Source organism: Amycolatopsis sp. NPDC033938 (assembly GCF_055575975.1).
The window spans coordinates 48,766-69,058 of the sequence record NZ_JBVIRO010000007.1 but is presented as its reverse complement, the minus strand read 5'-3'; the positions used below and the strand labels follow the sequence as shown (position 1 = coordinate 69,058).

The following is a 20,293-nucleotide window of genomic DNA, read 5'->3' as shown; positions in this document are numbered from 1 at the left end:
AAACGTGGCACTTCCCCAGCTGACAGAGGAACAGCGCGCTGCGGCGCTGGAGAAGGCCGCCGCCGCCCGCCGCATCCGTGCTGAGCTGAAGGAGCGGCTGAAGCGGGGCGGTACCACTCTGGTCGACGTGTTGAAGCAGGCCGAGGAGAACGAAGTCCTCGGCAAGATGAAGGTCTCGGCTCTGCTCGAGGCTCTTCCGGGCGTCGGCAAGGTCCGTGCCCAGCAGACCATGGAACGACTGGAGATCGCACCCAGCCGTCGTCTTCGCGGCCTCGGCGACCGGCAGCGCAAGGCGCTGCTGGCCGAATTCAGCGGCGAGTGAGCGGCGACGGTCAGGACCACCCGGTGAACCCGGGCGCTGACCGCGGCGGTGAGCCGGTGGCGGGAGTTTTTTCCCGGCACCGGCTCACGGTCGTATCGGGGCCTTCGGGAGTCGGGAAGTCGAGCGTGGTCGGGGAGCTGCGCAAGCTGGATCCGGAGATCTATTTCAGTGTTTCGGTCACCACCCGGAAGCCGAGGCCGGGTGAGGTCGACGGCGAGCACTACCACTTCATCGACCGAGCCGAGTTCGACCGCATGGTCGCCGACGGCAGGCTGCTGGAGCACGCCGAGTTCACCGGCAACTGCTACGGCACCCCGCGCGAGCCCGTCGAGCGGGCGCTGGCCGCCGGGCGCAACGCGGTTCTGGAGATCGAACTCCAGGGCGCGCGGCAGGTCCGCAAGGCGATGCCGGAGGCCCGGCTGGTGATGCTGATGCCGCCGTCGTGGGACGAACTGGTCGGCAGGCTGACCGGCCGCGGCACCGAGAACCAGGCGGCCGTGCAGGCCAGGCTGGCCGAGGCCGAGCGTGAACTGGCCGCCGCCGGCGAGTTCGACGAGCGCGTCGTCAACGCCGACGTGCGGGACGCCGCCGAGCAGTTGCTAAACTTGATAACCGGCGACATCTCAACCGAAGATTCGGAGCACCACGAGTGACGACTCAGGCCATCCTGCACGAAGAGCTCGAAGGCATCACCAACCCGCCCATCGACGACCTGCTCGAAAAGGTCAGCTCGAAGTACGCGTTGGCGATCTACGCGGCCAAGCGCGCTCGTCAGATCAACGACTACTACGCCCAGCTGGGCGAGGGTCTGCTGGAGTACGTCGGCCCGCTGGTCGAGCCGGGCCCGCGCGAGAAGCCGCTGTCCATCGCCCTGCGCGAGATCCACGGTGGCCTGCTCGAGCACACCGAGGGTGAGTAGGCGCTCAATGGCCACGGCTGCCGCCGAGAACACCGTTGAGTAAACCCAAGGTCGTTCTGGGCGTAGGCGGCGGGATCGCCGCTTACAAGGCCTGTGAGGTCCTGCGCGGGCTGACCGAATCCGGTCACGACGTCCGCGTGGTCCCCACCGAAGCCGCGCTGAACTTCGTCGGCGCGGCCACCTTCGAGGCACTCTCCGGGAACCCGGTGCACACCGGCGTGTTCACCGAAGTGCCCGAAGTCCAGCATGTCCGCGTCGGCAAGGAAGCCGACCTGGTGATCGTCGTGCCCGCCACGGCGAACCTGCTCGCCAAGGCCGCGCACGGCATCGCGGACGATCTGCTGACGAACACCCTGCTCACCGCCCGGTGCCCGGTCGCCTTCTTCCCGGCGATGCACACCGAGATGTGGGAGCACCCGGCCACCCGCGACAACGTGGCGCTGCTGCGCTCGCGCGGCCTGGTCGTCGCCGAACCCGCCGCCGGCAGGCTCACCGGCGCCGACACCGGGAAGGGCCGCCTGGCCGACCCGGCCGAGATCGTCGACCTCGCCCGGCTCCTGCTCGCCGTGCCGAACGCCCTCCCGCGCGACCTCGAAGGCGTGCGCGTGGCGATTTCGGCCGGTGGCACCCGTGAACCGCTGGACCCGGTCCGGTACCTGGGCAACCGCTCGTCGGGCAAGCAGGGCTACGCGCTGGCCCGGGTCGCCGTGCAGCGCGGCGCCGAGGTCACCCTGGTCACCGCCCACACCGTCGCGCTGCCGGAACCGGCGGGCGCGAAGGTCGTCCACGTGTCGACCGCCGAGGAGATGCGCCAGGCGATGCACGCCGAGGCCGCCTCCGCCGACGTCGTCGTGATGGCCGCCGCTGTCGCGGACTTCCGGCCGTCGAACCGGGCCGAGCACAAGATCAAGAAGTCCGACGACTCGCCGGATCCCGTCGTCGAACTCGCCCGCAACGCGGACATCCTGGCCGAGCTGGTGCGGAACCGGGCGGAAGGCCGGTTGATCGTGGGGTTCGCCGCGGAAACAGGGGACGATAAGGGTGGCGTACTCGACCATGCTCGGGTCAAATTGAAGCGTAAGGGTGCTGATCTGCTGGTGGTGAACGCCGTCGGCGAGGGAAAGGCCTTCGGGACCGAAGACAATTCCGGCTGGCTTCTGGGGGCCGACGGAACCGAGATCCCGATCCCGCTCGGCGCCAAGGCCGAACTGGCGTCCACATTGTGGGACGCTGTTGTGACCTTGATGAAGCGTTGACCGCGCCCTGAACGATAGTCAGTACGCTTGAGTGCAAGCTAAGGGGTGCCTAACTTTCTGGGCATCAGACGTCTAGGTGAGGAAGTGACGGCCACCGTGACCGCGTCCACGAGCAGACTGTTCACATCGGAATCGGTGACCGAAGGTCATCCCGACAAGATTTGCGACGCCATCAGCGACTCCATCCTGGACGGACTGCTGGCCAAGGACCCCCGCAGCCGGGTGGCGGTCGAAACCCTCATCACCACCGGGCAGGTGCATGTCGCCGGTGAGGTGACCACCGAGGCCTACGCGGACATCCCGACCATCGTCCGCGACGTGATCCTGAAGATCGGCTACGACTCTTCGGCCAAGGGCTTCGACGGCAACTCCTGCGGCGTCAACGTCGCCATCGGCTCCCAGTCGCCCGACATCGCGCAGGGTGTCGACACCGCGTACGAGTCCCGCGTCGAGTCCGACGAGGACGAGATCAACCGCCAGGGTGCCGGCGACCAGGGCCTGATGTTCGGCTACGCCTGCTCGGACACCCCCGAGCTGATGCCGCTGCCGATCGCGCTCGCGCACCGGCTCTCGCAGCGGCTGACCCGGGTCCGCAAGGACGGCGTGCTGCCGTACCTGCGCCCGGACGGCAAGACCCAGGTCACCATCGAGTACGCCGGCGACCAGCCGGTCCGGCTCGACACGGTGGTCGTGTCCACCCAGCACGCCGACGGCATCGACCTCGAGCAGATGCTCGGCGTCGACGTCCGTGAGCAGGTGGTCGCCCCGGAGATCGCCGAGCTCGGCCTCGACACCTCCAACGTGCGGCTGCTGGTGAACCCGACCGGCCGCTTCGTCATCGGTGGCCCGATGGGCGACGCGGGCCTGACCGGCCGCAAGATCATCGTCGACACCTACGGCGGCATGGCCCGCCACGGTGGCGGCGCGTTCTCCGGCAAGGACCCGTCCAAGGTCGACCGCTCGGCCGCGTACGCGATGCGCTGGGTGGCGAAGAACGTCATCGCCGCCGGCCTCGCCTCGCGCGCCGAGGTCCAGGTGGCGTACGCGATCGGCAAGGCGGCCCCGGTGGGCCTCTTCGTCGAGACCTTCGGCACCGAGACGGTCGACCCGTCGAAGATCCAGGCCGCCATCACGGAGGTCTTCGACCTGCGTCCGGCCGCGATCATCCGGGACCTCGACCTGCTTCGCCCGATCTACGCGCCGACGGCCGCGTACGGCCACTTCGGCCGTCCTGAGCTGAATCTCCCGTGGGAGAGCACGGCGCGGGCGGCGGACCTGAAGTCGGCCGCGGGCGCCTGATCTCTCTAGTAGCGCGTGAAGGCCCCCTTCCCTCGGCTGAGCCGAGGGAAGGGGGCCTTCACGCGCAAGGGCCCGGCGACCGAGCGGGGAAGGTGTGAGGTCGCCCATCGCCTCGGATCCTGGGTGAAAGCGTGAGATGAAAGGTCCTTTCCTTGCAAATTTTGCAAGGAAAGGACCTTTCATCTCACGCCGGTGACAGGCAGTGGCGAGAGAGTCTGGTAGAGATCACCGGGTGAGCAGCAGTCCCGAACCGACCCCGCTGTGGGAGCTTCCGGAGCCGCCGAAGGCCGAGCCGGCGCGGAAGACCAAACCGTCACGCGCGAAAACCGCCAGCCGCCGGGGAGCACAGAACCCCGCGCCCGAGAACCCGGTCGCCCGCGTCGTCGTGGACATCCCGCTCACGCATCTCGACCGGACCTTCGACTATCGGATCCCGGAGAAGCTGCACGAAGCCGCCGTGCCCGGCTGCCGGGTGCGCGTCCGGTTCGCGGGCCAGCTCGTCGACGGTTATCTCATCGAGCGGACCGAAACCACGGAGTTCACCGGGAAGCTCGCGTACATCGACAGGGTGACCTCCAGCGAGCCGGTGCTGCCTCCGGCGCTGCACACGCTCTGCCGGTCGGTCGCGGACCGGTACGGCGGCACGCTCAGCGACGTCCTGCGGCTGGCGATCCCGTCCCGGCACGCGAAGGTCGAGGCCGAACCGCCCGCCGAACCCGCGCCGACGCCGGAGCCGCCCGAAACCACCGCCTGGGAGAAGTACCAGAGCGGGCCCGCGTTCCTGGAGGCCGTCGCGGAACGGCGTCCCGCCAACGCCGTCTGGCAGGCGCTGCCGGGGGAGGACTGGCCGCGCCGCCTCGCCGAAGCCGCCGCCGTGGCCGCGGCCGCCGGACGCGGCGTGGTGATGGTCGTCCCCGACCATCGTGATCTCACGCGGCTGCACGACGCTTGTGTCTCCTTGCTGGGTGAGGGCGCGGTGGTCGCGTTGATCGCCGGGCTGGGCCCCGCCGAGCGCTACCGTCGCTGGCTCGCGGTGCTGCGGGGCGCGGTCCGCGTCGTCGTCGGCACGCGCGCGGCGATGTACGCGCCGGTCGCCGATCCGGGGCTGTTCGTGGTGTGGGACGACGGCGACGACGTCCACCTCGACCAGCACGCGCCGTACCCCCACGTCCGGGACGTGCTGATGGACCGCGCGCACGTCGCGAAGGGGTCGATGCTCGTCGCCGGTTTCGCGCGGACCGCCGAGGCGCAGTTCCTGGTGGAGTCGGGGTGGGCGCAGCCGCTCGTGGCGGCGCGGCCCGAACTGCGGGCCGCCGCACCGCGCGTCACGCCGGTCGGCGAGGACTTCGACGTCGCCCGGGACGAAGCGGCGAAGGCGGCACGGCTTCCTTCGGTCGCTTTCGAGGCGGCACGGCAGTCGCTGGCAGGCGGATTCCCCGTGCTGGTGCAGGTTCCGCGTCGCGGGTACGTTCCCGGGCTCGCCTGCGGCAACTGCCGGACGTCGGCGCACTGCCGTCGCTGCGCGGGCCCGCTTTCCCTTCCCGGTGGCCTGATCGACGGCTCACCGAGGCCGCCCGCCTGCCGGTGGTGCGGTGTCCCCGAGACGAACTTCCATTGCGCCGCCTGCGGTTCCGTGCGGCTGCGGGCGGTCGTCGTCGGCTCCAAGCGGACCGCGGAGGAACTGGGCCGCGCCTTCTCCGGATTCCCGGTGCGGACCTCGGGTGCGACGGAGGTCTTGGCCTCGGTGCCCGGAAAACCGGCGTTGGTGGTGTGCACGCCCGGAGCCGAGCCGATCGCGGAAGGCGGTTACGGCGCGGCACTCCTGCTGGACGGCTGGGCGTTGCTGGGGCGGCAGGACCTGCGCGCGGGGGAGGAGACGCTGCGCCGCTGGATGGCGGCCGCGGCACTGGTGCGGCCGGGGACCGAAGGCGGACGTGTGTTCGTCGGCGCCGAAGCGGGTCTCGCGGTCGTGCAGGCGCTGGTGCGCTGGGATCCGGGCTGGCACGCGAGCCAGGAACTGGCCGAACGGCGCGAACTCGGCTTCCCGCCCGCGATGCGGATGGCGAGTATCGAGGGCACCCCGGACGCGGTCGCCGGGCTGCTCGACGACCTCGCCCTGCCGGAGACCGGCGAGGTGCTGGGCCCGGTGCCGCTGGGCGAAGTCGACGAGGACGGCAACGCCGAACGTGAGCGCGCCCTGGTCCGGGTCGCACGTCCGCACGGGAAGGCGCTCGCCGCCGCCGTCCACGCGGCCGCCGCCCGGCGGGACGCGCGCAAGGCCCCCGAGCCCATCCGGATCCAGCTCGACCCCCTGGAGCTCATCTAGGCCCCGGAAGCCCCGCATTTCGTCCTCTGAACGCGGTCCTTGCGCACGCAACTGCCGCGTTGGAGGACGAAAGGCAGGGGGTCAGAGGGTTGTGCCGGGGATCGCGAGGACGTCGGCGCGGGGCGAAGCGCCCGGAGCAGGCGTAGTAGACGTAGTCGCCGTGCCACCTAGAGCCGCGGTGAGCAGTGTGACGATCTGTGCCGAGATCGCCGCTCGCCGCGCCTCGAAATCGGCGTCGGTCAGCGCCGAGGGATCGGCGGGCGTGCCGAGCACGGGTGTGTGCAGATGCCCGCCCGCGATGCCGTCCAGGCCGAGCCCCGTCCTGAGCCGGTTGCTGCGGTACATGGACTCATTGGACAGGTAGTTGCCGCCGCCACCGGAAGCCGCGATCTCGCCGGGCTTCGGCGCGTCCGTCCGGCAGACCGCCGTCCCCGTACCGGGCTTCGTGCTGTCCGGCCAGACACAGAACGCCTGGTTGTACAGCACCTGATACGCCCCGGCGGGCGCGGCGAGCATCTTTTCGTACGGCAGCGTGGTTTCGATGAACTGGACGGCGGGCTGCGGCCAGCCGCTCGCCGGCGGGACATGGCCGACGACCGAGGCGTCGAGGTTGTCCGGGAAACCGCCGCGCCACGCACCGGCCCAGCGCTCGATGTCGAACCGGCCGGGACGGCCCTGGCTGATCGTCATGATCAGTTCCGGGCGGCGGAAGCGGTCCTTGAACGCCTTGCCGTAGGCCGCCTCCACGATGCCCGCGTCGAAGTAGCTCCACACCACCGGGAACGACACTGCCTGCACCAGCGCGGGACCGGTCGGGGTCTGGATCACCTTGCCGTCCAGGTGCAGCGCGGCCGCGCCGGACGGGTTCGCGATACGGACGCCCGCGCCGTTGAGGGTGAACGGGTCGAAGCCGCTCACGAGCACCCGGCGCAGCGACGGGCCGGGCGGGAAACGGGAGTCGTCGAGGCCCCGGGCGCCGGCGTCGAACGTCTTCAGCAGCTCCGCGCGAACGGGCGCGGACAGCGGGAAGCGCGGCGTCCACTGGCGCAGCGCCTTGCTCATCAGCAGACGTGCCCAGTACAGCGGCCGGTCGTCGGCCTTGTCGATACCGCCGAGATCGGGACGGCGGCCCTGCGCGCGGTCGACGGCGGTCCGCCACAGCCCGTCACCGGCGGTTTCCGCGAGCTTCTCGGCCCGCGCGGCGGTTTTCGTGGCGCAGAGACGCGTCGTGAAGTCGGAGACGAGCCGGTCGAACCCGGCGAGCCGGACGAGTTCCGGGCCGACGGCGGGCCCACCTGACGGCATCGTCGCGGTGAGGCGCCGTTCCTCGACCGTGATGGCCGCCGAGTCGTCGAAACAGGTACGCGTGGGTTCGGCCTGCGCGACGCCGGGGACCGCGAGCACGGGAAGGGCGACGAGCAGCGGGAGGAACGCGCTCCATCGCCTGCCGGGAGTCTTCATGGACCGCATTCTGCTCAACGCGATCCCTTCGCACTACCGACCTTCGCCGGTGTGGACAGGACTTGTCCGGGGTGGACAGGCGGGGCAGACTCGCGCCATGGCCGCGCACAGAAGCACTCTGGGACGCATCACCGCAGTCACCGCGATCGCCGCCCTGGTCGCCGCAGCCGCGCCGGGAGTCGCGGCCGCGGCACCACCGACCCCCAAATCCCCGACCGCCGTCGGCTACCTGGGCGCCGTGTCGAGCATCGACGCGGACGCGACCGCGATCGGCACGAAGATCCTGCGTGAGGGCGGCAACGCCGTCGACGCGGCCGTCGCGACCGCCGCCGCGCTCGGCGTCACCGATCCGTTCTCCGCCGGGTTCGGCGGTGGTGGCTTCTTCGTCTACTACGACGCGCGCTCGGGCAAGGTGCACACCCTCGACGGCCGTGAGACCGCGCCGTCCAGCGCGAACGAGAACCTCTTCGTCGAGAACGGCAAGGCGATCCCGTTCGCCGAAGCCGTCACCAGCGGGCTCGGCGTCGGCGTGCCCGGTACGCCCGCCACCTGGCAGGAAGCGCTGCGCAAGTGGGGGACCAGGTCGCTGGCGAAGGCGGTCAAACCCGCCGAAGAACTCGCCCGCAAGGGCTTCACCGTCGACCAGACCTTCAACACCCAGATCGCCAACAACGCCGCCCGCTTCTCGGCGTTCCCGTCGACCAGGTCGCTGTACCTGCCCGGCGGCGCGCCGCCCGCGGTCGGAACGACGTTCAAGAACCCCGACCTCGCGGGCACGTACGCGCAACTCGCCGCGAAGGGCACCGACGTCCTCTATCACGGGCCGATCGGCGCGGACGTCGTCAAGACCGTGCGGACACCGCCGGTCGACCCCGCTTCGACGCTGAAGGTGCGTCCCGGCGACATGACCGCGGCCGACCTCGCCAAGTACCGCGTCGTGGAGCGCAAGCCGACCAAGACCGAGTACCGCGGCCTCGACGTCTACGGCATGCCCGCGCCGTCGTCCGGCGGGCTGACCGTCGGCGAAGCGCTGAACATCCTCGAGAACACGAACCTGGGCAAGCTGGAGAAGGCCGACTACCTGCACTACTTCCTGGAGTCGACCCGGCTCGCCTTCGCCGACCGCAACCGGTGGATCGGCGACCCGGCCTTCGTGGACGTCCCGGCGAAGGAACTGATCAGCCAGAAGTTCGCCGACAGCCGCGCGTGCTTGATCGACCCGGCGAAGGCCGGGACGAGTCCGGTCGCGCCCGCCGACCCGCGTAAGCCGGCTCCCTGTGCCGCGGGGATGAACGCCGCGCCGACGCCGTACGAGGGCGAGAACACCACGCACCTGACGGTCGCCGACCGGTGGGGCAACGTCGTCGCCTACACGCTGACCATCGAGCAGGAGGGCGGCAGTGGCATCGTCGTCCCGGGCCGCGGGTTCCTGCTCAACAACGAACTGACCGACTTCTCCTTCACCCCGGTGACGCCGGGCGTGCCCGATCCGAACCTGCCGGGCCCGGCCAAGCGGCCGCGTTCGTCGATGGCGCCGACCATCGTGCTCGACCACGGCAAGCCGCTGCTCGCGGTCGGTTCGCCCGGTGGCGCGTCGATCATCACCACGGTGCTGCAGATCCTCACCGGCCGCATCGACCGCGGTCTCAAGCTGGTCGACGCGATCGCCGAACCGCGCGCCTCACAGCGGAACTCGGCGGCCGCGCAGGTCGAGCAGGCGTTCCTCGACCAGACCGAGGTGCTCAAGGCGCTGAAGGCCAAGGGGCAGGGCTTCTCGACGGCGCCCGCGGAGATCGGGGCCGCGACCGGTGTCGAACGGCTGCGGGACGGCCGGTGGCTCGCCGCCGCCGAACCCACGCGCCGGGGTGGTGGCTCGGCGGCTGTCGTGCTGCCCTGGCCACGCCGATAGGGCCTCCGCGCGTGCCATGAAAGGTCCTTTCCTCGCAAATTTTGCGAGGAAAGGACCTTTCATGGCGCTCTACGGAGGGGACAGGGACAGCGAGCGCGCCCCGGCACTGGGGCCCTTCTAGACTGAGCCACGATGTTCGCCCAGTCAGAGGTACCCGTCCCGCCGGCGGAGGTGCGTTGATGCGCCTCGTCTTCGCCGGTACCCCCGAACCCGCCGTCCCGTCGCTGCGCGCGCTTCTCGCGTCCGATCAGCACGAGGTCGTCGCCGTCGTGACCCGTCCGGACGCGCAGGCAGGCCGCGGCCGCCGGGTCGTCCGCTCCCCGATCGGCGCGCTGGCCGACGAGCACGGGATCGAGGTGCTGACCCCGCCGAAGGCGAGCGATCCCGCGTTCCTCGCCCGGCTCGCGGAGATCGCCCCCGACGCGTGCCCGGTCGTCGCGTACGGAGCGCTGCTGCCCCAGGCCGCGCTGGACATCCCGGCGCACGGCTGGGTCAACCTGCACTTCTCACTGCTGCCCGCGTGGCGCGGCGCCGCGCCGGTACAGGCCGCGATCCGCGCCGGGGACGAGATCACCGGCGCCTCGACGTTCCGCATCGTCAGGGAACTCGACGCGGGCCCGGTCTACGGGGTGATCACCGAGCGGATCGGCGCTACCGACACCGCGGGTGAAACTTTAGGCAGGCTGGCGGAGTCCGGGGCGAAGCTGCTCGTGTCCACGATGGACGGAATCGCCGACGGTTCGCTGCGCGCGGTCGAGCAGACCGGCGACGGCGTGAGCTACGCGCCCAAGGTGACCGTCGAGGACGCGCGGGTGTCGTTCGCCGACCCGGCCACCGCGGTCGACCGGCAGATCCGCGCGGTCACCCCGGAACCGGGTGCGTGGGCGGAGTTCCGCGGCGAGCGGCTGAAGCTCGGGCCGGTGACGGTCGTCGACGAACCGGGGCCCCCGCCGGGCGAACTGGTCGTGGAACGCAAACGGGTCCTGGTCGGCACGGCGTCGAAGCCGGTGCGGCTGGGTGAAGTGCAGGCGCAGGGGAAGAAGCGGATGGCGGCCACCGACTGGGCGCGCGGTACGAGGATCGAACAAGGAGAGCGCCTGCAGTGAACGAGCGTAGGGAACGCCGGCCGTCGAGGCCGGAGCGAGGCCGTCCGGGCCCGCGTAAGGAAGGGCCCAGCCGCCCGCCGCAGATCGACCCCGCCCGTCAGGTCGCCTTCGACGTCCTGCGCGCGGTCCGGGAAGAGGACGCGTACGCGAACTTGGTGCTGCCGCAACTGTTGCGCACCCGCCGGATCTCCGGCCGTGACGCGGCTCTGGCCACCGAACTGACCTACGGCACCTGCCGCGCGGTCGGCATGCTGGACGCGGTCATCGAGGCGTGTCTCGACCGGCCTCTGGCCAAAGTGGACGCCATCGTGCTGGACGGGCTGCGGCTCGGCGCCTACCAGCTGCTGCGCACCCGCATCCCCGAGCACGCCGCGGTCGGCGCGACGGTGGACCTCGTCCGCGCCGAGGTCGGTTCCTGGATCGCGGGTTTCGTCAACGCGGTGCTCCGCTCGGTGTCCGAAAAGGACGAACAGGCCTGGCTCGAACAGCTGGCCCCCGACGAGGCCGTCGACCCCATCGGCGCGTACGCGCTGCGGACGGCGCACCCGCGCTGGGTCGCCCGGTCGTTCGCGGAAGCGCTGGGGGACAAGGGCGCCGAGCTGAAGGCGGCGCTCGAGGCCGACGACGACCGGCCCGACGTGCACCTGGTCGCCCGTCCCGGTGAGATCAGCGCCGACGAGCTGGCCGCCATCACCGGCGGCGACGTCGCCCCGTATTCGCCGTACGGCGTCCGGATGCCCGCGGGCTCCGGTGACCCCGGCGACATCGAGCCGATCAAGGAGAAGCTGGCCGCGGTCCAGGACGAGGGCAGCCAGCTGTGCGCGGTCGCCGTCACGAAGGTGCCGCTCACCGGCTCCGACGAACGCTGGCTGGACCTGTGCGCCGGTCCCGGCGGCAAGGCCGCGCTGCTGGGCGCGCTCGCGTCGATCAGCGGAGCGACCGTCGACGCCGTCGAGAAGGCGCCCCACCGCGCGAAGCTGATCGAGAACGTCGTCCAGGGCCTTCCGGTGACGGTCCACGTCGCCGACGGCCGCGAGTCCGGCCTCGAACCGGGTTACGACCGCGTCCTGGTCGACGCGCCGTGCAGCGGTCTCGGCTCGCTGCGCCGCCGCCCGGAAGCGCGCTGGCGCCGTCAGCCCGGCGACATCTCGGACCTGACGAAACTGCAGGGCCAGCTGATCACCGCGGCGCTGGACCTGGTCCGCCCCGGCGGCATCGTCACCTACGTCGTCTGCTCGCCGCATCTGGCCGAGACCGAAGGCGTCGTGGGGGAGACCGCGCGCCGCGCGGGCGCCGAGGTCGTCGACGCGCGGGAATTCTTCCCGGGCGTCCCGAAGCTCGGCAACGGCCCGTACGTGCAGCTGTGGCCGCACCGTCACGGCACCGACGCGATGTTCTGCGCTGTCCTGCGGAAGCCGGATTCCGCCGGGTGAGCAGGGTTCTCGGCCTGGTCGCGAGCTCATGCGGCGGACTGGACGTCCGGTTCGCCGCACAGCTCGCGAAACCGGCCGCGGACCGCGGCTGGGAGCTCGCGATCACGCTCACCCCGACCGCGGCCCGCTGGCTGGAGAAGACCGGCGGACTCGGTGACCTGGAGAAGCTCACCGAGCTGCCGGTCCGCAGCACCGCCCGGCTGCCGGGCGAACCACGCCCGCATCCGGATCCCACGGTGTTCCTGTTCGCGCCCGCGTCCGCGAACTCCGTGGCGAAGCTGGCCTTGGGTATCGCCGACAACCAGGCGCTGACCCTGCTCGGCGACGTCCTCGGCACCCCGGGCATCTCGATCGTGGTCGGCTATCAGATCCAGGACACCCGGGTGCATCATCCGGCGTGGCAGCGGCATCTCGACACGCTCGCGTCGGCGGGTGTCACCACTGCCCGGCTGACGCCCGAAGCGCCCTGGACCTCCGTACTGGACCTGCTCCCGGAGCCTTAGCCGGCGCAGAATCCGGTGTCCAGCGCCTTCGCGAGGTCGTCCGACGCCTTGTCCGGCAACGGATCCTGGTTCACGACCACGTTCACCCGCCTGCCGTGCGGGACAGCGCCCGAAAGGTTCGCGAAACCGCGGATGTTCCCGCCGTGCCCCCAGAACCTGCCGCCGCACGAAAGCGGCACGGACGCGATACCGAGTCCGTACTCCGCGCCGGGAAGACCGACGGGCGCCGGAACGGTCCGTCGCATCTCCGCCAGCTGTGCCCGCGGCAGCAGGTGGCCGTCGACGAGCGCGCCGAAGAAGCGGTTCAGGTCTTCACCGGTCGAAACCAGCCCGCCGGAGGCTCCGGCCGCCGACGGGTCGAATTCGGTGAAGTCGACAAGCCCCGGCGCATAACCCCTGGCATGGGGCGACGGCAGGCGCTCGTCGCCGCGTACCGGCAGATACGTGTCGCGCAGCCCGAGCGGTTCGGTGATCCTGCTCCGGATCTCGGCGGTGACCGGGCGGCCGGTGAGCTTCTCGATGAGCATTCCGGCGATGATGTAGTTCGTGTTGGAGTACGACCAGCTCGTGCCGGGTGCGAACAACGGCGGATGCGCGAGGCCGATCGCCACCAGTTCTTCCGGCTCCGCACCGCGATGCCGCCACTCGTCGATATCGAGGTCACGCACGTAGTTGTAGAGACCGCTGGTGTGCTGGAGCAGCTGCCGGACGGTGATCTTCGTGCCGTCGTTGCCGTTCCCGGTCACGAGCCCCGGCAGATACCGGTCGATCGGCGTGTCCAGCCGGACCTTTCCCTCGGCGACCAGCTGCAGCACCACGACGGCGACGAAGGTCTTCGTGACACTGGCCGCCCGGAACTTCGCGCCGTGCGGGAACGGCGTCCGAGTCTCGACGTTCCCGACGCCTTCGCGTTCCGACCACGTTCGCCCGGAAGCGCTCGTCACGGTCGCCTGAGCGCCGGGAACCCCGTCCTGTACCAAGGTTTTCAGTGCCTTGTCGACTTCGTCGCGCGGCTTGGTCACGGCGAGCGCCGGTGCGGCGGTCGTGGTGCCCAGCAACGCGATCAGTGCGCCGATTGCGATGATCTTCCTGCCTGGCAAGGTTTTTCGCATGAGGCAAAGTTAGGGACACCGGAACCGGGCGGCCATGGGGCAGGCCGCCGCGTCGAAGGGGGGTATACCCCACCACGCGCGTGACCGGCACTCTGGCGAACCTCGCGTCCGCGGGAGAAGTGCAATGAAAGGTCCTTTCCTCGCAAAATTTGCAAGGAAAGGACCTTTCATTGCACGCCACCGCAGGGGTGAGCGCCGTCATTCTGTCGTGAAGGCCCCTGCACCGCGTCCAGCTTAAGGAAGGGGTCCGACATGAGCGGCGGGCGTCGGCTTCGAGAGAGCGCACCCAGAACGCCATGAGAGGACCGATCGCGAGACCGGATCGCTTCGGTACCGTCAGCGCAGGCTGTGCCCCGGCGAGACGATGCCGGTCTCGTAGGCGAAGACCACCGCCTGGCTGCGGTTGGCCGCGCCCAGTTTCCCGAAGATGTTGCCCACATGGGTTTTGACGGTTTCGAGACTTATGACCAGGTGAGCAGCGATGTCCACATTGGACATTCCGGTGGCGATGAGGCGCAGCACCTCGGTCTCCCGTTTCGTCAACGAGGACGGCCGGGGCGCGAGACCCGATTCCGCCGGGCGCGCGGCGACCATCCGCCGGATCGCGTCGGGGAAGAGCAGCGTCTCGCCGGCGGCGATGGTCCGGATCGCGTGCGCGAACTCCTCCTTGCGCGCCCGCTTCAGCAGGAATCCGCTCGCCCCGGCGAGAAGCGCGTCGTAGACGTAGTCGTCGTTGTCGAACGTCGTGATCACGAGGACCTTCGGCGGTTCGGGCACTTCCGCCAGCACGCGCCGGGTGGCCTCGATCCCGTCGACGCCGGGCATGCGGACGTCCATCAGGACCACGTCGGGGCGCGTCCGGCGGACGAGGTCCACCACCTCGCCGCCGTCACCGGCCTCGCCGACCACGGTCAGGTCGGGCTGGTTGTCCAGCAGCGACCGCAGCCCGGCGCGCAGCAGGGGCTCGTCGTCGACGATCAGGACCCGCGATGTCATGAGCGCGACCGTAGCGGGATGGTGGTCACCAGCCGCCACAGCGGTTCCCCGTCCATGGCGGGCCCCGCGACGAGCTCGCCGCGCAGCGCCTCGACCCGTTCGGTGAGACCGGGCAGTCCGTTGCCGCCGCGGCCGGAGTCGGTCGCCGCCTCCCGGAGCGGGTTCACGATCTCGATCCGCAGCGCGTCGGCGAGGACCGCGATCCGTACCGTCACCGGACCGGGATGGGCGTGCCGCAGCGCGTTCGTCAGTCCTTCTTGGACGATCCGGTACGCCTCCCGGGAAAGGGTCGCGGGCAGTTCGGCCGCGGGACCGGTCAGTTCGTAGTCGATCTCCGCGCCACCGGATCGTGCCCGTTCGGCCAGTGCCGCGGCCTCCATGAGCCGTCGCTCGGGCTCGCGGGACGACCTGTCCTCACGCAGCAGGCCGAGCACATGGTCGAGGTCTTCGAGCGCCATCCTCGACGACTCCTCGATGGTGCCCAGCGCCTGCCGGGCCAGCTGCGGTTGCGACTCGACCAGCTCGGCGGCCGCGGCGGCCTGGATGGTCGACGTCGTCAGGGTGTGCCCGATGGAGTCGTGCAGTTCGCGGGCCAGCCGGTTGCGCTGCTCGAAATGGTTCGCCCGGATTTCGGCCGCGGCGACGCGTTCGGCGGCCGACGGACCCAGCAGCGCGACCGCGCTGTACTGGAAGAGCTTGGTGAAACCGGCGAGGACGTACGCGATCACCACGAGCGTGAAGAACCCGATCGGCAGCGTCCACGCTCCGGCGATGCCGGGCTCGATCGTCACCTCCTCGCCGAAGATCGCGATGGGACTGCCGCCGCCCCCCGCCCACACCAGGGTCAGAACGAAGCCGAGGAACAGGAAGCAGCCGAGGCCGAACAGCACCCAGCCCAGTCCGGCGTGCACGACCAGCCAGCCTGCCGAACGCCAGCGTTCCGCCCAGGCGACCTTCGTGTTCGGCAAGGGCTGCGCGATCCGGGTGCCCAGTATCTGGTTGGAGAACCAGATACCGACCCGCCGCATCGGTCCCGGCAAACCCGCCAGCGCGACCAGCACCCCCATCGCGAGCATGCCGTAGAGCAGCTTCAGCCGGACGTCGCCGGGGATGAGGACGGCGGGGATGAGCGCGATCGGGAACGGGATCGCCGTGATCGCCATACCGAGGAAGCCGAACGGCAGGCTCCGATAGCTGCCGATCCGCACCAGGGGTTTGAGGGGGTTGACCATGACGGGAACGCTATTCGGCGGGGCGTGCGCGCACCTCCCACCCCGGTGCCATTTCGCGTCATCCTCAAGACCGGCGCGCCGGTCACAGCCGGTTAGCGGACGTTAGCGGCGCCCTCCTACACTCGGGCGCGTGGCTCACCGACCTTTGATCGCACCCAGCATCCTTTCCGCGGACTTCGCCCGGCTCGGCGACGAGATCCGCGCCGTCGCGGGTGAAGGCGAAACCCGCGCGGACTGGGTCCACGTCGACGTCATGGACGCGCACTTCGTGCCGAACCTGACCCTCGGGCTTCCCGTGGTGAAGTCGCTGCTCAAGGCCACCGACGTGCCGATCGACTGCCACCTGATGATCGAGAACCCCGACAAGTGGGCCATCGGGTACGCCGAAGCGGGCGCCTACAACGTCACCGTGCACGTCGAGGCGGCGCACGACCCGGTCGCGCTGGCGAAGAACCTCCGTGCCGCCGGAGCGAAGGCCGGGCTGTCGATCAAGCCGAACACCCCGCTCGAAGACCACCTCGAGACCCTCAAGCACTACGACACCCTGCTGGTGATGTCGGTCGAGCCGGGCTTCGGCGGCCAGTCGTTCATCACCGATGTCCTGGAGAAGGTGCGCACCGCGCGGCGCCTGGTCGACACCGGTCACCTCAAGCTCGTCGTCGAGATCGACGGCGGGATCAACGCCGACACCATCGAGCAGGCCGCCGAGGCCGGTGTGGACTGCTTCGTCGCCGGTTCCGCCGTCTACGGCGCCGAAGACCCTGGTAAGGCGGTCGCGGCGCTGCGCGAGCAGGCGGCGCGGGTCCGGGGCTGATCCCGCCTCTTGATCCGCCGTCGGGTCAGGAGAAGGAATCGGACCGGATGGGTGTTGGATGAAGGGAGCACCGTTCTCAGCGGCGGTGCGACCAGGAGGAGGGCAGCAGGAGTGTTCACCGGCATTGTCGAGGAACTCGGCGAGGTCACCGCGGTCGAGCAGGTACCGAATGCCGCGCGGCTGACCGTGCGGGGGCCGCTGGTGACCAGCGACGCCGGTCACGGCGACTCGATCGCGGTGAGTGGCGTGTGCCTCACCGTGGTCGCGGTGGCGGGCGGTGAGTTTACCGTCGACGTCGTGCACGAAACCCTGCAGCGCTCCAGCCTCGCGAAGGTGAACGTCGGCGACGTCGTGAACCTGGAACGCGCGACGCCGGCGGGCGGCAGGCTCGGCGGGCACATCATGCAGGGCCACGTTGACGGCACCGGCGTTTATCTCAAGCGGGACGAGCAAGGGCTCACCACGTTCGCCCTGCCAGGGAAACTGTCACGCTACGTGGTCGAGAAGGGATCGATCGCGGTCGACGGCGTCTCCCTCACGGTCGCTTCGGTGACCGACGAGGAGTTCTCCGTCGCCCTGATCCCGACCACCCTCGAACTGACCACCCTCGGCCGTAATCAGCCGGGTGACCTGGTGAACCTCGAGGTCGACGTGGTCGCCAAGTACGTCGAGAAGCTGGCCATGCCGCACCTGCGTACGCAGGGGGACAATGGTGGCGCGGAGGAGCGGGCGTGAGTGAGACGAGTGCGATTCCGGGGTCGGCGGATCTGACCCCCTGTGGAGGCGGGGTGGCAGTGAACGCCAATGCCATCGAGGCGGCGATCGCCGATATCAAGGCGGGCCGCCCGGTCGTCGTGGTGGACGACGAGGACCGCGAGAACGAGGGCGACCTGATCTTCGCGGCGGAGAAGACCACGCCGGAACTGATGGCCTTCATGGTGCGCTACACCTCGGGTTACGTCTGCGTGGCGCTGACCGAGGCCGAGGCGGACCGGCTCGACCTGCCGCCGATGTACCACACGAACCAGGACCAGCGCGGCACCGCGTACAGCGTCACGGTCGACGCCGCCGAGGGCATCACCACCGGTATCTCCGCGGCCGACCGCTCGCACACCATCCGCCTGCTCGCCGACCCGGCGTCGAAGGCGTCGGACTTCCGGCGTCCCGGCCACGTGGTCCCGCTGCGCGCCAAACAGGGCGGTGTCCTGCGGCGCCCCGGCCACACCGAAGCCGCCGTGGACCTGGCCCGCCTCGCCGGGCTGTCCCCGTCCGGCGTGCTCTGCGAGATCGTGTCGCAGAAGGACGAGGGCGACATGGCCCGCCGCGACGAACTCGAGGTCTTCGCCGCGGATCACGACCTCAAGATGATCACCATCGCCGATCTGATCGCCTACCGCCGCCGCACCGAGAAGCAGGTCGAGCGGGTCGCCGAGGCCCGGATCCCGCTGTCGGCGGGCACGTTCCGCGCGGTCGGGTACGACAGCCTGCTCGACGGCATCGAGCACATCGCCTTCGTCTACGGCGAGATCGGCGACGGCGAGGACATCCTCGTGCGCGTGCACTCCGAATGCCTCACCGGCGACGTCTTCGGCTCGCTTCGCTGCGACTGCGGTCCGCAGCTGGAGGCGGCACTGGAGGCGGTGGCCAAGGAAGGCCGCGGCGTCGTGCTCTACATCCGCGGCCACGAGGGCCGGGGGATCGGGCTGCTGCACAAACTGCAGGCCTACCAGCTGCAGGACGCCGGCGCGGACACCGTCGACGCGAACCTGCAGCTCGGCGTCCCCGCCGACGCGCGGGACTACGGCACCGGCGCGCAGATCCTGTGCGATCTCGGCGTCCGCTCGATGCGGCTGTTGACGAACAACCCGGCCAAACGCGTCGGGCTGGAGGGCTACGGTCTGCGGGTCAGCGGCCGGGTGTCGCTGCCGATCTCGCCGAACCCGGAAAATCTGCGCTACCTCAAGACCAAACGGGACCGGATGGGGCACGACCTGTCCCAGCTGGAGCATTTCGACCAGGTCGGCGCCGAGGTCGACCAGGGCAACGGAGGTGGCACGCGGTGAGCGGCGAGGGCCGTCCGGACGTCGAACTCGACCTGTCCGACTGTAAGAACATCCGGCTCGGGATCGTGGCCACGCGCTGGCACACGAAGATCACGAGCGCCCTGCTCGACCGTGCGCTGGAGGCGGCCAAGGCCGCCGACCTGGAGGAAGAGCCGACGGTCGTGCGCGTCGCGGGCGCCGTCGAACTGCCCGTCGCCGCGCAGGCACTGGCCCGTACACACGACGCGGTCGTCGCGCTGGGCGTGGTCATCCGGGGCGGGACACCGCATTTCGAGTACGTCTGCGACGCGGTCACCGCGGGCCTGACCAGGGTGGCGCTCGACGAGAGCACCCCGGTCGGCAACGGCGTGCTCACCTGCGACACCGAACAGCAGGCCCTCGACCGGTCCGGTCTGCCGGGCTCCGTCGAGGACAAGGGTTACGAAGCGACCGTCGCCGCGCTGGACGCCGCGCACGCGCTGCGGAACCTGCGCCAGCCGTGGACCGAGCGGGGCTTCGTGTGAGCGTCGAGGCGGATGTGATGACAGAGCCCGAGATCGTGGTGGTGCGGCCCCGCCGTGCCCTGGTGATGTGCTCGGTGCTGGCGGCGATCCTGCTGGCGACGTTCGTGGTCGTCGCGGTCCTGCTGCGCGGCTCGGACACCGGCGTGATCTTCCAGCCGTCCGACCAGGTGGCGATGATCGGCATCGGCGTCCTGCTCGCGGCGGGCACGATGCTGTTCGCGATGGCGCGCGTGAAGGCCGACGCCGACGGCATCGAGGTCCGGAACGTGCTGATGACCAAGCGGTTCGCGTGGTCGGAGGTGCTTTCGGTGAGCTTCCCGGACGGCGCGTCGTGGGCGCGGCTGGAGCTGCCGGACGACGAGTACTACTCGGTCATGGCCGTGCAGGCCGTCGACCGGGAACGGGCGGTGGCCGCGGTGCGGGCGCTGCGGCGGCTGCACAAGGCGGCCTGGAACGGCTGACGCGCTCTTTCTCGGCGGCGAAGTGTTATGAACGGGACTTTCATTGCAAAATTTGTAATGAAAGTCCCGTTCATAACATGGGTTACCTGGTTCGTGGGTGCTTCTCGGTTGGACCGAAGTTCGGATGACGGCTCGTGAAGACGGGCGCAAGTGAGTCGCCTGGGTACGGCGAGCGCGCCGGTCGCGGCCTTGGTCATGCCTCTCACGGGTCAGCGCCCGCCGCCGGCTCTGTACCGACCACACGTCACCCAGGGCGCCCTGGGACTTTCCGTGGACCCTGGTCGTGAGTGTCGTTCTAACGACACTCACCACTCACGAGTTTCAGCCAGTATTGGGCTCGGCAAGGCGTGAAGGTCGAGTTTCCTCGGCTGAGCCGAGGGAAGGGGGCCTTCACGCGCAGCCGGTGTGACTACTGATGCTGGTGTGCCACATGCGGCGAGCATCGAGACCTTCACGGACCGGGCAACGACACTCGCCACTCACGGCCACCTGCACCCACGACTCACCGCTCGTCTGGACCCCTGCCGCTATGAAAGGTCCTTTCCTTGCAAAATTTGCAAGGAAAGGACCTTTCATAG

19 protein-coding genes are annotated in these 20,293 nt (G+C 70.1%); 15 read left to right on the top strand and 4 right to left on the bottom strand.

The features are described from left to right. The first annotated feature begins 4 nt into the window (after positions 1–4). The 6 genes from mihF to ACZ5ZX_RS19685 all read left to right on the top strand — a co-directional run bounded on the left by mihF (position 5) and on the right by ACZ5ZX_RS19685 (position 6,122). Positions 5–322 (top strand): integration host factor, actinobacterial type, encoded by a 318-nt coding sequence (mihF, locus tag ACZ5ZX_RS19710; protein WP_003096398.1) that lies wholly within the window; start codon positions 5–7, stop codon positions 320–322. Continuing rightward, on the top strand, positions 319–975 hold the full coding sequence (gmk, locus tag ACZ5ZX_RS19705) for a guanylate kinase (protein ID WP_465503438.1): 657 nt from the start codon (positions 319–321) through the stop codon (positions 973–975). The genes mihF and gmk overlap by 4 nt, the downstream gene beginning before the upstream one ends. Further along, positions 972–1,241 carry a DNA-directed RNA polymerase subunit omega gene (rpoZ, locus tag ACZ5ZX_RS19700; protein WP_465330145.1) on the top strand — a complete coding sequence of 90 codons (270 nt, stop codon included), beginning with the start codon at positions 972–974 and terminating at the stop codon, positions 1,239–1,241. The genes gmk and rpoZ overlap by 4 nt, the downstream gene beginning before the upstream one ends. Before the next feature lie 35 nt (positions 1,242–1,276). Next, positions 1,277–2,497, top strand: coding sequence for a bifunctional phosphopantothenoylcysteine decarboxylase/phosphopantothenate--cysteine ligase CoaBC (gene coaBC / locus ACZ5ZX_RS19695; RefSeq protein WP_465503437.1), 1,221 nt, complete (start codon positions 1,277–1,279; stop codon positions 2,495–2,497). 96 nt (positions 2,498–2,593) lie between these two features. Continuing rightward, entirely contained in the window at positions 2,594–3,796 is a 1,203-nt protein-coding gene (gene metK / locus ACZ5ZX_RS19690; RefSeq protein WP_037321159.1) for a methionine adenosyltransferase, read from the top strand. A 232-nt stretch (positions 3,797–4,028) separates the two neighbouring features. Then, on the top strand, positions 4,029–6,122 hold the full coding sequence (locus tag ACZ5ZX_RS19685; protein ID WP_465503436.1) for a primosomal protein N': 2,094 nt from the start codon (positions 4,029–4,031) through the stop codon (positions 6,120–6,122). A gap of 81 nt (positions 6,123–6,203) precedes the next feature. Here ACZ5ZX_RS19685 and ACZ5ZX_RS19680 read toward each other — a convergent pair whose 3' ends face one another. After that, complete coding sequence (locus tag ACZ5ZX_RS19680) at positions 6,204–7,583, bottom strand: pyroglutamyl-peptidase I (protein WP_465503435.1); 1,380 nt, start codon at positions 7,581–7,583, stop codon at positions 6,204–6,206. Positions 7,584–7,680: 97 nt separating this feature from the next. Here ACZ5ZX_RS19680 and ggt point away from each other — a divergent pair, with 97 nt between their 5' ends. From ggt to ACZ5ZX_RS19660, 4 genes are all read left to right on the top strand, one after another. Then, complete coding sequence (gene ggt, locus ACZ5ZX_RS19675) at positions 7,681–9,492, top strand: gamma-glutamyltransferase (RefSeq protein ID WP_465503434.1); 1,812 nt, start codon at positions 7,681–7,683, stop codon at positions 9,490–9,492. A 179-nt stretch (positions 9,493–9,671) separates the two neighbouring features. Then, positions 9,672–10,598 carry a methionyl-tRNA formyltransferase gene (fmt, locus tag ACZ5ZX_RS19670; protein WP_465503433.1) on the top strand — a complete coding sequence of 309 codons (927 nt, stop codon included), beginning with the start codon at positions 9,672–9,674 and terminating at the stop codon, positions 10,596–10,598. Next, positions 10,595–12,031, top strand: a complete 1,437-nt coding sequence (locus ACZ5ZX_RS19665) for an RsmB/NOP family class I SAM-dependent RNA methyltransferase (RefSeq protein ID WP_465503432.1) — start codon at positions 10,595–10,597, stop codon at positions 12,029–12,031. Before fmt ends, ACZ5ZX_RS19665 begins: the two co-directional genes overlap by 4 nt. Further along, complete coding sequence (locus tag ACZ5ZX_RS19660; RefSeq protein WP_465503431.1) at positions 12,028–12,534, top strand: flavoprotein; 507 nt, start codon at positions 12,028–12,030, stop codon at positions 12,532–12,534. Before ACZ5ZX_RS19665 ends, ACZ5ZX_RS19660 begins: the two co-directional genes overlap by 4 nt. Here the strand turns inward: ACZ5ZX_RS19660 and ACZ5ZX_RS19655 are convergent. The 3 genes from ACZ5ZX_RS19655 to ACZ5ZX_RS19645 all read right to left on the bottom strand — a co-directional run bounded on the left by ACZ5ZX_RS19655 (position 12,531) and on the right by ACZ5ZX_RS19645 (position 15,874). Further along, entirely contained in the window at positions 12,531–13,646 is a 1,116-nt protein-coding gene (locus ACZ5ZX_RS19655; RefSeq protein ID WP_465503430.1) for a serine hydrolase domain-containing protein, read from the bottom strand. The genes ACZ5ZX_RS19660 and ACZ5ZX_RS19655 overlap by 4 nt on opposite strands. A 336-nt stretch (positions 13,647–13,982) precedes the next feature. Continuing rightward, complete coding sequence (locus ACZ5ZX_RS19650; RefSeq protein WP_465503429.1) at positions 13,983–14,642, bottom strand: response regulator transcription factor; 660 nt, start codon at positions 14,640–14,642, stop codon at positions 13,983–13,985. Beyond that, entirely contained in the window at positions 14,639–15,874 is a 1,236-nt protein-coding gene (locus ACZ5ZX_RS19645; protein ID WP_465503428.1) for a sensor histidine kinase, read from the bottom strand. The genes ACZ5ZX_RS19650 and ACZ5ZX_RS19645 overlap by 4 nt, the downstream gene beginning before the upstream one ends. Before the next feature lie 145 nt (positions 15,875–16,019). Here ACZ5ZX_RS19645 and rpe point away from each other — a divergent pair, with 145 nt between their 5' ends. The 5 genes from rpe to ACZ5ZX_RS19620 all read left to right on the top strand — a co-directional run bounded on the left by rpe (position 16,020) and on the right by ACZ5ZX_RS19620 (position 19,715). Further along, positions 16,020–16,688 (top strand): ribulose-phosphate 3-epimerase, encoded by a 669-nt coding sequence (gene rpe / locus ACZ5ZX_RS19640; protein ID WP_061980667.1) that lies wholly within the window; start codon positions 16,020–16,022, stop codon positions 16,686–16,688. Between the two features lie 111 nt (positions 16,689–16,799). Further along, entirely contained in the window at positions 16,800–17,423 is a 624-nt protein-coding gene (locus ACZ5ZX_RS19635; protein ID WP_037320883.1) for a riboflavin synthase, read from the top strand. Between the two features lie 53 nt (positions 17,424–17,476). Further along, positions 17,477–18,751, top strand: a complete 1,275-nt coding sequence (locus ACZ5ZX_RS19630; RefSeq protein WP_177242276.1) for a bifunctional 3,4-dihydroxy-2-butanone-4-phosphate synthase/GTP cyclohydrolase II — start codon at positions 17,477–17,479, stop codon at positions 18,749–18,751. Then, the gene (ribH, locus tag ACZ5ZX_RS19625) at positions 18,748–19,254 is read left to right on the top strand and encodes a 6,7-dimethyl-8-ribityllumazine synthase (protein WP_037343973.1); all 507 of its coding nucleotides are present in this window, start codon (positions 18,748–18,750) and stop codon (positions 19,252–19,254) included. Before ACZ5ZX_RS19630 ends, ribH begins: the two co-directional genes overlap by 4 nt. A 17-nt stretch (positions 19,255–19,271) precedes the next feature. After that, positions 19,272–19,715 carry a PH domain-containing protein gene (locus ACZ5ZX_RS19620; RefSeq protein WP_465503427.1) on the top strand — a complete coding sequence of 148 codons (444 nt, stop codon included), beginning with the start codon at positions 19,272–19,274 and terminating at the stop codon, positions 19,713–19,715. Positions 19,716–20,293: the final 578 nt, after the last annotated feature.